The organism is Chryseobacterium sp. ZHDP1, assembly GCF_018603435.1.
Classification (GTDB): Bacteria; Bacteroidota; Bacteroidia; order Flavobacteriales; family Weeksellaceae; genus Chryseobacterium; species Chryseobacterium indicum.
In genome coordinates this window covers 3984181-3997992 of sequence record NZ_CP075682.1, presented here as the reverse complement: position 1 = coordinate 3997992, position 13812 = coordinate 3984181, and the positions used below count along the sequence as shown (strand labels likewise).

Sequence of the window (13812 nt, the reverse complement as noted above, 5' to 3'; positions counted from 1 at the left end):
AAATTTAGACAAAATTAACACTTGAACACAATTAAATATCTAATTGACCGTTAATTACAGAAAAAACTAAAGTTTTGTTAAAAATAAGCCTGAAAGTTTATTTTTAATTAAATTTGCAGGCTTAAAACCGTTTTGTAATTATACTAAGAGAAGAAAAATGAAGAAATTTCTAAGCAGTAAAAAGAACATAAATGTGCTTTTAGGAGGACTTTTATTAGTAGTTTTTGCGCAAGGTATTTTCATTGCAAAGTTGTATTCGGAAAAGGACAACAAAAATTATGAAGTGAACCTTGTAAAGATAAACACTGAAAAAGACAGTGTAGATTACCTGAAAATGAAAACTGATCTTACACTGGTAGATCAAACCGTAGCGGAGCTGAATTCTTTCCTTAAATCTAAGGATGTTCCCAACGAAAAAGTTACTATTCTGAGCAAAGACAGTATCTCCAACTCTATCTATCTGGCAAAACAGGCAAACCGTTACAGCCAGTATCTGATGAACCTTCAGAAAAAGTTACTGGAAGTTCCTTTGGGAATGCCGACTGAAGGTTATATTTCATCTAATTTCGGAGTGAGAAAGAACCCTATTCCTTTTAAAACCGTTTTAGCTTCGGTAAAAAGCAGTGCTGCCAAACCTGCTGCTGTTGCTGTTGCCGCCGCGGCTCCGGAAGTAAAAGCTGAACCTGTAGAAAAAATCATAGAAGTAACAGACAGCTATGGAAACAAAAGAGAGGTAAAAGTAATGGTAACTCCGAAAGCTCCTTCTGCAGCTCCCGCTCCTGCTTCGTCAGCAAAATCTGTTGCAGCCGGATCTGAAAAACCAGTAGAAAAGAATAATGCTCCTGCAGAAGCAGACCAGATGCAGTTTCATAAAGGACTGGATATTGCCGTGGCTTATGGATCAGATGTCGTGGCAACTGCAGCCGGAACGGTTATTTTTTCCGGACAGAAAGGAGGATACGGAAATTGTGTGATCGTTTCTCACGGAAACGGACTGGCAACTCTTTACGGACATTTGTCGCAGTTGGTCGCTAAAGTGAATGATAAAGTGAAAGTAGGACAGGTTATCGCCAAATCCGGAAATTCGGGTCGTTCTACCGGACCTCATCTTCATTATGAGGTACATAAGAACAATACTCCGGTAAATCCAAAGTTGTTTATGAATCTTTAAATTAAGATCTAAAATATAGAGTTTCGGCGGCACCTTTGGTGCCGCCGAAACTTTAAAAACATATCTTAAAAAAATTAGTAGGCTGCTGTAAAACGCTCTCTGATGTGGTTATTTTGCTCCAGTTCATCTACTAAAACCACCGCCACATCTTCTACGGAAAGAACACTTCTTCCGTTTTCATCAAAAACAGGGCTCTCCAGACCGGTTCTGTATTTTCCGGTTCTTACGCCTGCCGTTCCCTGATGCATTTCAATTGCCGGACTGAAAAATGTCCAGTCTAAGGTTTCATTTTCTTTAATTTTGTTTAAATAATCTCTTGCCGCAGTTGCTCCCGGTTTTATCTCAGCAGGAAAATCTGGTCCGTCTACCAGTTGTTTTCCATCAATATAAAGACTTCCTGCCCCGCCCACAGTAATAAATCTTTTTACACCGGATTGTTCAACTGCTTTTTCGATATTTACAGATCCATTCAGAAAGTCATCATACAAATTAGGATTGGTCCATCCCGCGTTAAAAGCACTGATTACGGCATCATTTCCTTTTAAAGCTTCTGATAATTCGTCTGTTTTGTTTACATCAACGCTTTTAGCTGTTATTTTTTCGTTTTGCTCCACTTTTGAAGCATCTCTTACAATGGCTTCTACATGATATCCTCTGTTGGATAATTCTTTTACAACCTGAGTTCCTACAAAACCTGTCGCTCCTATTACTGCTACTTTTTTCATATTTTTTTATTTTTAATATTTAATTGTAATAATTTTTGTTACATTTTTCGTTAAAAAATTTTATTTGAATTGGTCGCTGAATTCTTTCAAAGATTTATTTCCTAAAAAATTGAGAACCAACTGATCTGTTTCTGAAAACAATATCCTAAGATGATTATTAATGTCTTTCCCTACAGGACAAACCGGATTCGGATTATTATTTTTCTTTCCTAAAACTTCCGTGTTCTTCACAGCCAGATAGATTTCAGAAATTCGTATAGAATCTGCACTCTTTGCCAGCTGACTCCCTCCTTCTTTTCCCTGTCTGCTTATAATTAAACCCGCTTCTCTTAACACACCAAGCTCTTTACGAACAACCACAGGATTGATATTGATACTTCCTGCTATCCATTCTGAAGTAAGCCAATCCTGCGGACTTTCCGCCAATAAGGTCATAATATGTATTGCCGTAGCAAATCTTGTATTGTTCATTGTAATTACTCAGCAAAGATAAATAATTTTTTAATGTAACAAAAATTATTACAATTAAATTTTGTTAAAGTATCAGACGATCAAGATCCAGAAGAAGATAATTGATGTTCTGATTGATGGTTCTGGTTGCGGACTGCATCTGGTTGAGCATTGCGGCACGGTTATGAAGATCATCTGAACGGTAAAATCCTCCGTCACTGAAAATAACAGATTCGTCTGCCTTTTTTCTGTCATCATCAAACTGATAATGAAGCCAGCGTTCTTTCATGCTCGAAATAATGGAATGCTGCTCCCTGTTGGAAAACTTTTTCTCTGTATACATATACCAGATAAACGGCGGGAAATTGGGAGATTGTAATGTACCATTCCATACATCTCTCAACAAATTTCTCTGATGGATAAACTCTACTTTTTTACCTTTCGGATTTAAAGTTGCCAAACCGAAACCTGCTCCCAAAACTCCTCCTCCAATATCAATAGCGTTACTCCATGAATTATCCTTTACAATTCCTCCCGCTACCGAAGCAGCAGCTCCTGTTACAATCGACAGCAGAATGAGTTTATTGTTTCTGGAATCGTTTAAGTTATCCACATAATTTCCGATCTGTGCTACTCTTTCGCCTTCACAGTCGAATTCTGCCGCAACCGCATCTAGTTCAGTTAAAGCAATGGTTATTTTGCTGTTGATTTTAGATTTAAGCTGTAACACTTTTACCTGAGACTCCAGAGAAGTATCTTTTTTAAGCTCCATGATCTCATGAACTTCGTCCAGATTATCCAGGGCATTAAGAATCAGAATACTCTGGTCAGAAAATTTATCTCTTAACTCTTTATTGGCATTAATAATGGAATCTGAATTGTACGAAGGAAGTTTATTACCGTAATTATACTTGAAAGGCGCTTTACAGTAACTGTCTTTGAGTGTGAGAATATTTTGCTTAATTGTCTGATTTTTCCTTGATATACAGGAAGTAAGCAACATACAGAATGCTGCGAAGTAAATTATCTTCTTCATTGATTGATGTTTTTGCGATTCGGGATTCTTATTTTTTATCTGTAAGCTGTAAACTTTCAGAAAACTAATAAGAATTGCTTTATTTAAATTTCAAGCCAGAGATAAAATTACACAAATAAAAAAATTTACCCGAATAACAGGTAAATTTTTAAGCTATTTTTAATAAAATTATTTCTTGATATCCAGCAATTCCACTTCAAAAATAAGCGTAGAATTCGGACCGATCTCTTTGCTGATCTGCTGATCTCCGTAAGCAAGATGCGGAGGAATAATCAGTCTCCACTTACTTCCTACAGGCATCAGTTGAAGTGCTTCCGTCCATCCTGCAATCACTCTGTTTAAAGGAAATGAAGCAGGGGTTCCTCTTTTCACAGAACTGTCGAAAACTTTCCCGGTGATGGTTGTTCCGTGATAATGGCATTTTACCGTAGATCTAGGGCCCGGCTTTTCACCATCGCCTTCCGTAATGATTTCATACTGTAATCCGCTAGGCAATTCTACCACGCTTTCTCTCTTGCCATATTCTGCCATATATTCCTGACCGTCTTTCAGGTTTTTTTCTGCCAATTCTTTTTTACGTTTAAATAACATATCTGCTACTCCCATAATTGATAATTTTTACAAAGATAGTTCTTTGTGCTGGAAGATGACAGCCTGAAGATGGAAGTTTTTTAATCATAGAAAATTTTCAAAATATATAAACCATTAGTTTTCAGTTTATTAAATTTTATTTTTTTACATCTTTAACTCAGCTTAAAAAATTCAAGTATCATTAATATTCTGTTAATAGGATTTCGGAAACTTGGCGTTATAATTGGACTTAAAAACTAAATGCCCAATCCATTACCATATAAAAAGGAATATGACAGACTGACTGATGAAGAGCAAGAGCTTCTGGAAATCAATAAAAAAAGTATTACCGATTTTGTTGAACAGTCCCCTTCTGTAAGTGATGTTCACTATGCAACAAGAAACGCCCATGCCAAAACGTATGCTGCTACCAAAGGAACTTTTCTGATCGATAAAAACATTCCTGAAGAACTTAAACCGTATTTTGATAAGGAAAAATACGACCTCGTTATCCGGTTTTCCAATGCGCACTTAAAGGTGGTAAAAGGAAAAAAAGATCTTCCTGCTTATGGTTTTGCAGTAAAAATAAATGATGAAAAAGGAAACGTCATTGCCAATTTTCCTTTGGTGAATTTTCCGTTGTTTCCGATTAATTCCGTGAGTACATTTCTAAAATTATTTACATCCGTTAATCGTTTTTTTGTGAAAAAATGGAGTTCTTTTTCTTTGCTGATGCAGATATTGAAAGTAATTCCCTCTACATTTACCTTATCATTTGTAAAAAATATATTTAAGCTCTGGAGCAAAAGAAATGATTTTTTTCTTTCGTTTGATTTTCATTCGGTAGGAGTATACAGACTCGGAGATTATATGATGAAAATTAAATTAAAGCCTCAATCTGTCAACAAACATTTCGGGAAAAAACTGAAGGTTAAAAATGCTCTGGAAAGCTACCTTAAAGAAGAAAATTTCTCGGCAGATGTTCTTATTCAGCTTTGTTATGATCTGAAGAATCAGCCAGTGAATAAACTCAATGTGGAATGGAAAAATTCACCTTACCTTAAAATTGGGGAAGTAAAAATTGAAAAGGATCAGCTTCTGAGTTCCGATTCCTGCGACAGTGAACTGCTTTCTTTTAATCCTTTTGAAAGTAAAATATTTTTTCAACCCGTCGGAAAAATCCAAAAACTCCGTGATGAAGCCTATAAAGTTTCTGTGCAAACGAGACGGAAAATTAATAAACTGCTGAAGTATAATAAGTAGTGAGAAAATGTGAATGGTTAATTTTGCTTTGCAAATAATCTGTTCTTAATGCTGATTCAAGAAGACTTTAAAAATTATTCCGGATATTTTCGTTCGTAAAGGCTTTTCGCTGAGCAAAATAACAGCATTTTTTTCAAAGAGGAAACCTTATTTATTTTTTATAACATTTGTCATTCCGCCTTACATTGTTTCGGAATGACAAATGTCTGATATTCAATCATTAAAATTGATATTAATTTTTTGAAGTAATTTTCTCGTATTCCTCCTCAAAGGTTTTTTTCCATTTTGCAATGGTCGTTCTGCTAATCTTATACTTCTTAGACATATAATTCGTAGAAAAATTATGCTTGTTCTGATATTGTAAAAGTTTAAGCATTGTTTTTTTATCGTATGTCTTCAGTTTTTGGTTTTTCTCCAGACTTTCTTTTGATTGTTTAAAAACCAATTCATTAAAATTCAAAACATCTTCAGTTGTTTTCAAATTTTTTATCAGACGCTGAACTTTCGGATCTTTCAGTTTATCGGGATCTTTTTCTTTAAGCATATCCTGATAAATCTTTGTATAATTTGGACGCATAGGATATTTTTTTACGTTTTTTGCAGCCATCGGTGAAGCGTACTTTTAGGAATGGAATATTCCTGAATAATTTCATTATGAGTCATTTCTCCGGATAGTATTTTTCCGATAATAAACTCTTTAATCTCTTGTGTATAAATGTTTTTCCTGAAATAAGGAATTTTGTCCGATTTGGTTTTTGTTTTGTCGACAGCAGAAGGCGGAGCATATAAAATAAGGTGAGAACTGTAGATTCTAAAGAAATCATACTCCAGAAGTTTAGAACATCTTAACAAAAGATCTGTTTCTATTGATGCACTTTCGAAAATTTTATCGACAGCTTTCTCATCTTTTTTTAGAAAACTACACATTCTTTCTTTACTAACTTCCAGTTCGTTAGCTCTCTCTTTAATAAACTGTCCTATATGTATGTCTTTGTATAGCATAGGTTTTTTTAAGCCTTAGTGATTAATAAGCAATTTACAGTCCGAAATCATAAAAATAAAGAAAATAAAAACTTCAGCATAATAATATTATACACGTTTTAATAATTGGTGGAATATTAAATCATAGTAAAAGCCCTGCCAAGAATTAACTGTAAATAATATATCGAAATTTAGATAAAGAATTCATGCCTTATATTGCATCACCTTCATTTATTTCTGTCCCTCATTATTCAATCAGTAAAACTTCAATATTCCGGACTTTTATAAGCACCAATAATATTTTCGGTTAAAATTTCATCATGTAAACTCTTTTTTTAATAATTTTAAGATCGTTCTTTTCGCTTTATTTAATTAATCATCAATAATTGAATTAAATATTTAGAAAAAATACTAACTTCTCTGAAATCAAATATAGAAAAAATTGGATTCAGTCCAAAAGAATGAGGTATAAAATTTTGTAAAAATCTATTTTTAGTTAAAATTTAATTAAATATGTGGTATGTATAGTGAAATATTATATTCCGCTATATTTGAAGAGACAATAATTTAAGGAGAAACATATTGTGAAATATTTAAAGTAGATCCCATAAAAATTGGACGGAAAATTTCAAGTCTATATCTTTGTGGCCAATATAAATATAAAAAGAAAAACTTCATCCGGAGTTACATTGCCTTAAGGATTTTATAAAGCTGTTTTCGGATAAAAGGAAATAGAAAACACTCTTTTTAAAGTTATTATTAAATCCTTAAACTTCATTTTTTAATGAAAAACGCTATTAAACTTTTCGACTTTTCGCAAAAAATCAATTTCAAAAATGAGCTTCTTGCCGGATTTACCGTCGCCATGACCATGATCCCGGAATCTTTGTCTTTTGCAATTCTTGCAGGACTTTCTCCTTTAACGGGTTTATACGCTGCTTTTATGATGGGATTGGTTACTGCAATTTTCGGAGGTCGTCCCGGAATGGTTTCCGGAGGTGCGGGAGCAACCATCGTTGTTTTAATCGCACTGATCAAAACCCACGGAGTAGAATATTTATTTGCAACTGTAGCTTTAGCCGGAGTTTTTCAGATGCTGGTCGGAATTTTCAGACTCGGAAAATTTGTGAGACTGATTCCGCAACCCGTAATGTACGGTTTCCTGAACGGTCTTGCTGTTATCATTTTCATGGCACAGGTAGAACAGTTTAAAATTACCGATGCAAATGGTGTTGTGACTTGGCTGCAGGGTTCTTCCTTATATATAATGTCAGGTTTAACGGCTTTAACGATTGCTATTGTTTACTTTTTCCCGAAAATCACCAAAGTTGTCCCTTCTTCTTTAATTGCTATTTTAATTGTTTTCGGAGTGGTTGTTGGTTTCGGAATTCATACAAAAACGGTTGCTGACATTGCCCACATCAGCGGAAATTTGCCTAGTTTCCATATTCCGAAAATACCTTTTTCATTAGAAACCTTACAGATTATTTTTCCTTATGCTTTAATTATGGCAGGAGTGGGTTTAATTGAATCTTTGCTGACTTTATCTATGGTGGATGAAATTACCAATTCAAAAGGAAACACCAATAAAGAAGCGGTAGCCCAAGGTTTAGCCAACGTTACCAACGGTTTTTTCGGCGGAATGGGAGGCTGTGCAATGGTTGCGCAGACTTTAGTGAATCTGAATGCAGGTTCCAGAGCCAGACTTTCCGGAATTATCGCATCCCTCACCATATTGGTAATCATTTTAGTAGGAGCTCCGTTTATTGAAAAAATTCCGATGGCAGCTTTGGTCGGTGTCATGATGATGGTTGCAATCAGTACCTTTCAGTGGGTTTCGATAAGTATCATTAATAAGATGCCGAAGTCTGATATTTTTGTGGGAATTACCGTGGCTTTAATTACGATTGTTCTACACAATCTGGCTTTGGCGGTTTTGGTGGGAGTCATCATTTCAACTTTGGTCTTTGCTTGGGATAATGCGAAGAGAATTCGCGCCAGAAAATATACGGACGAAAATGGTATTAAACATTATCAGATTTCAGGACCGCTGTTTTTTGGTTCAGTGACCACTTTTATTGATAAGTTTGATCCTGTAAACGATCCGGATCAGGTAGTCATCGATTTTAAAGAAAGCAGGATTGTTGATATGAGTGCAATTGATGCTCTGGATAAACTCTCTAAAAAATATGCACAACTAAATAAAAAACTCCATTTAAGACACTTAAGCGAAGACTGCCGTCAAATGCTTAAAAACGCAGAAGCCGTAATTGAAGTGAATATTCAGGATGATCCGACGTATAAAGTGATGCCGGAGAAGTAAGAGGGTTTTTGAGTTGGAGAGTTTGTGAATATTGGCTGGAAGATGGAAGTTAGAGGATGGAAGTTTAGAAATACTCCGCAAACATTTGACAAAATCCGTTAAATCTGTGGGAAATAAAATTTTGAATAAGCTGGAGCATGATGAGGGAAGTTTAAATTCATGCAAATCTCCGTGTAATCTATAGAAAATAAAAAATCTGCAAAATCAGCGGGAGAAAAAAACAATTCATCATTGATAGTTCATCAATAACCCAAACAAGGACTGCAAAAATAATTTACAGCCCTTGTCTTTTAGGTTACTAATGTATTTGCGATGAAATCAGGCACCAAAGTATAGTGCGACAGCTTCATGCTGATCGAAGCTCTACCGCTCGTTAACGTTCTCAGATCAGAAATATATCCGAAAGTAGAAGCCAGAGGAACTTCTGCCGTGAAAATTTTTCTTCCTGATTTTTCATCAATCGAAGTGATGATTCCTCTTCGTTTGTTGATATCCGCAGTCACCGCTCCGGTATAATCTTCAATCGTCTGAATCTCAACTTTCATGATAGGTTCCATTAATTTAGGTTTACAGGATTTTCCGATTTCCCGGAAACCATCTCTCGCAGCCATTTCAAAATCCTGCGCATGAGAATCATTACTGTGAGTAGATCCGTCCAGAAGCGTAACTTTCATGCTTTCCAGAGGATAACCCTGCAATGCTCCGTTTTCCATTGCCTCACGGAAACCTTTTTCAACAGACGGAATAAATTCATTAGGAATTACTCCTCCTTTGATCTGATTGATGAATTCCAGACCGATGCCATCATCATTTCTCGGTCCTATTTCAAACGTGATATCCGCAAACTGTCCGCTTCCGCCATTCTATTTCACAAGTTTTTCACGGTGCGTTCTGGTTTCGGTTAAAATTTCCCTGTAAGAAACTTTAGGTTTTCCCTGATTGATTTCAATTCCGTGATTCAACCTGATTTTTTCTAAAGTAACTTCAAGATGCAATTCTCCCAAACCGCTCAGTAAAGTTTCGCCCGTTTGTCGGTCTCTTTCTACGAATAACGATGGATCTTCTTCCTGAATTTTCGCTAAAACCAATACGAAAGATTTTTCATCCGCATTTGTTTTCGGCTCAATGGAAACCCTGATTACCGGAGCCGGAATCGTGATGGTTTCAAGCAAAACAGCCCGTTCAACAGAAGATAAAGAATCTCCGGTTTTCGCATCTTTTATCCCTGTTAAAGCCACAATATCTCCCGCTTTTCCTTCATCAACCGTTATCGTTTTGTCCGACTGCATCTGCAAAATCCTTGAAATTCTGAAACTTTCACCCGTTCTTACATTCTGAACCGTATCGCCGGATTGTATACTTCCCGAATAAATTCTCAACATCGAAAGTTTACCCATATGTTTATCAATCACCACTTTGAAAACCAATCCTGAAAAAATATCCTTTTCATTTCTTTCCAATTCAACCGTTTCTTCTGTTTTTGCATCTTTTCCTATCACAGAAGGCAACTGATCCGGTGAAGGAAGATAACTTACAATTGCATCAAGCAAAGGTTGTACTCCCTTGTTTTTGAATGCAGAACCACATAAAACAGGAACTAAATTTCTCGACTGAGAAGCTCTTTTTATGGCTTCAGTAATCATTTCTTCAGCAATTTCTGTTTCAGAATCCAGAAAATATTCAAAAAACTGTTCGTCAGATTCCGCTAAAGTTTCCATTAATTTCTGCCTCCATTCATGAGCTTCAGTTTTGTAAAGTTCCGGAATTTCTTTTTCCACAATGGTTTCTCCGTTTTCGTCAATCCAATACAATGCTTTTTGCTTAACTAAATCAATAACACCTTCAAAATGATCCTCTGCGCCAATCGGAATTTGCAAAGCCAGAGGAACTGCATTCAGTTTTGTTTTAATTTCATTTAAAACGGCAAAGAAATCAGCTCCGATTCTGTCCATTTTATTGATGAAACAAATCTTTGAAATTCCATGTTTCTCAGCCTGGAACCAGACATTTTCCGTTTGTGGCTGAACTCCCGAAGAAGCACAGAAAACTGCTACAACGCTGTCCAAAACTCGTAAAGAGCGTTCCACTTCCACCGCAAAATCAATGTGTCCCGGAGTATCAATTATGTTGATATCGAAGATATTGTCGTCTTTTTTCCACTGGGTAGAAATTGCCGCCGAAGAAATCGTAATTCCACGGTTTTTCTCCTGAATGTCTTTATCCATCGTGGTATTTCCTTCATCCACGTTCCCTATTTTATGGATCATTCCCGTGTAATAAAGAAGTCTTTCCGTGAGTGTGGTTTTTCCTGCATCGACGTGCGCTATAATCCCTATATTTCGTGTGTTGTATTTCATTTTGTTTAATTTAAATTGTTGATTTTAAGGTTGTAAAATGTCTTAAAACGCAAAGTTCTTTGAAAACTGTTTTTTATTTAAGAAAGCAAAGAGTTGCGACAAAGTCGCTGATGAAGCCAGCTTCTTAAAATCAATTTATTGATTAAAATCTTTGCTCACTTTCTTATTCAGTAAGAAAATTTTTGTTTGCGTTAAAAAATTAGACAACCTTTCCGAATGTAAAAGCTGAAAAGTAGGGTAGCGAAAAAGACCTATCTGAAACAGACAGGCCTTCGTTTTATTTTAGTTTTATAAGGTCGATCGTTATTCAGATAAATATTTAGTGCTACCAAAGTACACAGCTCTGATAGGATTGCTTAAAGTGATTATATTTATCATTTTTGTTGACATTGTTGATTGTTAACCGGTTGCAAAACTAGAAAAAATATTTTAACAGCAAAAACTTTTTTTATTTTTTTTAAACGACTGAAAATTCAAGAAATAAATGCTGAGTGTCAAATTATTTTTAACGCGATGATCGCCAGGTTTTGTTTAATTCTTTGAAAACATTTTCGTTCGCAAGGGCGTTTCACTCAGCCAAGGCGTCATGCTATCATTTGCTGAACGAAGTGCCTCTGCGAACGAAAAACACCCACAATAATTTCAAAAAATCTTTGAGGACTTTGCGTTTAAAAAAGAATTTTTTCGCTATCAGATATTAGATTCAAATTGCGGATAATCATAAAAATTTCTTAAAACACCAAACAACATTTATACATTAATTTAAAAATTCTATCTTTGGGAGGAATTGGCAATTTTTAAACACAAACCATGAAAGAAAATAATAACCATTTAAAACATCTTTTTCAAGAAAAAAGCTAAATAAAATTTTAACTGTACCATTTTGAAAACAGATATAGACATCCACAATCACTCACATTTTTCTTTTGATTTGTGGCTTACTTTAATAAAATCTCATCCTGAATTTAAAGCAAAAAGAGTTGAGCTGTTCTCCTCATTTTTTGACGTAAAAAAACCGATTAACGAAGTTGCGAAAGTCGTAAAATATTACGATGATCTTTGCAATTCTATCAATGAAATAACGGGAGGAAATATAGACACTTTTGAAATTTATTTACTGATCCTGAATGCATTGGAAGTTAATGTAAAACAATTGAGTAAAGACCATATGAACGATTTTTATCAGAAAAGCGAAGACTTATTTTTAGAGTATAAACCTGTTGTTATTTTTGAAAATTTACACCAGTTTTTTGATGAAATTAAAAATCAGGGAAAGACGATTAATATACTGAGCAATACAGGCTTCATCAAAGGAAAAACGATGAGGAAATTTCTGAGGATTGAAAATCTGGATCAGTACATTGATTTTCATGTTTATTCAGATGAAATGAACTGTTCCAAACCCCATCCGAAAATATTTCAGGAAGTTAAAAATTTACTGCCCAATCAGGATTTAGATATAAAACAGGTTTTACATATCGGAGATAATCCTTTCGCGGATTATAAGGGCGCAAAAGATTTTGGTTTCAATGCACACTTACTTACACACAAAATATAATTTATGAACAAAAGATACAGCTTACACCACATTCATTCGGCGGATGAATTTACTTTTTCACCCGAAGAATACAGCTATTTCAAGTATGGCGATAAGTCGTATGCTGAAAAATTTGCAAAAGAACTGTTCGAAGGATTTGTTTTTTCACATGAAGATATTTTAAATACAGATAAAGAGATTGTGGTATTGCCAAGTCCTTATATGGCGATTCCTACCGCTTCTAATTTTTTATGTTTTTACTTTAAGAAGCATCTGGATTTTTATTTGTTTCAGAAAGGAAAAAAATCAAGCATTTTATCGAAAATTAACAGAAATCATACCTATACGACAGATTATGGAAATTTAAGTTTTGAAGACCGTAAAAATCTCATCGCGAATGATACGTATTATCTGGATAAAGATTTTCTTAGAGGAAAACTTTGTATTTTTATAGATGATATTAAAATAACAGGAAGCCATGAATTTACGGTGAATAAAATTCTGAATCAGTACCATGTAGAAGCAGACTTTTTATTCATGTATTATGCTGAACTGATGAATTTTGATCTCGATCCTAAAATTGAAAATTACTTTAATTATTACGCAGTGAAAAATGTAGAAGATATCGCAGAAGTAATGGGAAAGCCTAGTTTTCAGTTTAATACACGAATTGTAAAATATATTTTAGGCTTAGATTCAGGTAATTTTGAGTATCTTTCGTCTAAAGTAAAAAAGGAACTGATGGATAATCTGCTGGAACTGGCAATCAGCAACAATTATCATTTAATAAAAGAATATAAAAACAATATAAACACTTTAACACAAACCGAATTATATTATGGCTATTAACTTACAGAAAGGACAGAGAGAAAATATAAACGCACCGAAATTTACGGTTGGTCTTGGATGGGATATTAACAATACATCTACCGGAACCGCTTTCGATTTGGATGCTTCTTTATTTTTATTAGGTGAAAATAAAAAGTTAATTTCAGATAATCATTTTATTTTTTACAACAATCTGGAGTCTCCGGACAAAGCAGTAATTCACTCTGGTGATAATCTTACGGGAGACGGCGCAGGAGATGACGAGCAGATTAAAATAGACCTTACAAAAATTGATCCTGCTGTGAAAGAAATTACCGTTGTGGTAACGATTCACGAAGCAGATTCCAGAAGACAGAACTTCGGACAGGTAAGAAATTCTTTCATCAGAATTTTCAATACAGATACCAACGAAGAAATTCTGAAATATGAATTAGATGAAGATTTCTCTATCGAAACCGCAGTAGAATTCGGAAGAATCTACAACAGAAACGGAGAGTGGAAATTCGAAGCAGTGGGAGCCGGACAAAGAGAAGGTCTTGAAAAATTTGTATCAATCTATCAATAATTTACC

At 34.8% G+C, this 13812-nt stretch carries 14 protein-coding genes; 6 read left to right on the top strand and 8 right to left on the bottom strand.

The window, feature by feature from the left end; translation table 11 throughout:
- Positions 1–157 precede the first annotated feature (157 nt).
- Positions 158–1171 carry a M23 family metallopeptidase gene (locus KKI44_RS18525; protein ID WP_214588653.1) on the top strand — a complete coding sequence of 338 codons (1014 nt, stop codon included), beginning with the start codon at positions 158–160 and terminating at the stop codon, positions 1169–1171.
- Between the two features lie 74 nt (positions 1172–1245).
- Here the strand turns inward: KKI44_RS18525 and KKI44_RS18520 are convergent, their stop codons facing one another.
- The 4 genes from KKI44_RS18520 to KKI44_RS18505 form a co-directional block, all read right to left on the bottom strand.
- Positions 1246–1896: an NAD(P)-dependent oxidoreductase gene (locus KKI44_RS18520; RefSeq protein WP_214588652.1), complete on the bottom strand. Its 651-nt coding sequence runs from the start codon at positions 1894–1896 to the stop codon at positions 1246–1248.
- A gap of 60 nt (positions 1897–1956) precedes the next feature.
- Positions 1957–2367, bottom strand: coding sequence for an Rrf2 family transcriptional regulator (locus KKI44_RS18515; protein ID WP_214588651.1), 411 nt, complete (start codon positions 2365–2367; stop codon positions 1957–1959).
- Between the two features lie 64 nt (positions 2368–2431).
- Entirely contained in the window at positions 2432–3382 is a 951-nt protein-coding gene (locus KKI44_RS18510; RefSeq protein ID WP_214588650.1) for a hypothetical protein, read from the bottom strand.
- A 168-nt stretch (positions 3383–3550) separates the two neighbouring features.
- A complete protein-coding gene (locus KKI44_RS18505; protein ID WP_214588649.1) occupies positions 3551–3988 on the bottom strand; it encodes an FKBP-type peptidyl-prolyl cis-trans isomerase in 438 nt (145 codons plus the stop codon).
- Between the two features lie 225 nt (positions 3989–4213).
- Here KKI44_RS18505 and KKI44_RS18500 point away from each other — a divergent pair, with 225 nt between their 5' ends.
- The gene (locus KKI44_RS18500; protein WP_214588648.1) at positions 4214–5215 is read left to right on the top strand and encodes a catalase; all 1002 of its coding nucleotides are present in this window, start codon (positions 4214–4216) and stop codon (positions 5213–5215) included.
- 232 nt (positions 5216–5447) lie between these two features.
- Here KKI44_RS18500 and KKI44_RS18495 read toward each other — a convergent pair whose 3' ends face one another.
- Positions 5448–5792, bottom strand: a complete 345-nt coding sequence (locus KKI44_RS18495) for a helix-turn-helix domain-containing protein (RefSeq protein ID WP_214588647.1) — start codon at positions 5790–5792, stop codon at positions 5448–5450.
- Positions 5793–5803: 11 nt separating this feature from the next.
- Entirely contained in the window at positions 5804–6217 is a 414-nt protein-coding gene (locus KKI44_RS18490) for a transposase (RefSeq protein WP_214588646.1), read from the bottom strand.
- A 763-nt stretch (positions 6218–6980) separates the two neighbouring features.
- Between KKI44_RS18490 and KKI44_RS18485 the strand changes: the two genes are divergently transcribed.
- Entirely contained in the window at positions 6981–8519 is a 1539-nt protein-coding gene (locus KKI44_RS18485; protein ID WP_214588645.1) for a SulP family inorganic anion transporter, read from the top strand.
- A 290-nt stretch (positions 8520–8809) separates the two neighbouring features.
- On the opposite strand, the gene KKI44_RS22760 is transcribed toward KKI44_RS18485, so the two are convergent.
- Positions 8810–9319, bottom strand: a complete 510-nt coding sequence (locus KKI44_RS22760; protein WP_250902206.1) for a hypothetical protein — start codon at positions 9317–9319, stop codon at positions 8810–8812.
- A gap of 63 nt (positions 9320–9382) precedes the next feature.
- Complete coding sequence (locus KKI44_RS18480; protein WP_250902099.1) at positions 9383–10876, bottom strand: elongation factor G; 1494 nt, start codon at positions 10874–10876, stop codon at positions 9383–9385.
- 883 nt (positions 10877–11759) lie between these two features.
- Here KKI44_RS18480 and KKI44_RS18475 point away from each other — a divergent pair.
- Genes KKI44_RS18475 through KKI44_RS18465 form a run of 3 tightly spaced genes read left to right on the top strand, consistent with a single transcriptional unit; the run spans position 11760 to position 13806 of the window.
- Complete coding sequence (locus tag KKI44_RS18475) at positions 11760–12434, top strand: HAD family hydrolase (RefSeq protein WP_214588644.1); 675 nt, start codon at positions 11760–11762, stop codon at positions 12432–12434.
- 3 nt (positions 12435–12437) lie between these two features.
- A complete protein-coding gene (locus tag KKI44_RS18470; protein ID WP_214588643.1) occupies positions 12438–13262 on the top strand; it encodes a phosphoribosyltransferase family protein in 825 nt (274 codons plus the stop codon).
- Positions 13252–13806, top strand: coding sequence for a TerD family protein (locus KKI44_RS18465; protein ID WP_214588642.1), 555 nt, complete (start codon positions 13252–13254; stop codon positions 13804–13806). Before KKI44_RS18470 ends, KKI44_RS18465 begins: the two co-directional genes overlap by 11 nt.
- Positions 13807–13812 lie beyond the last annotated feature (6 nt).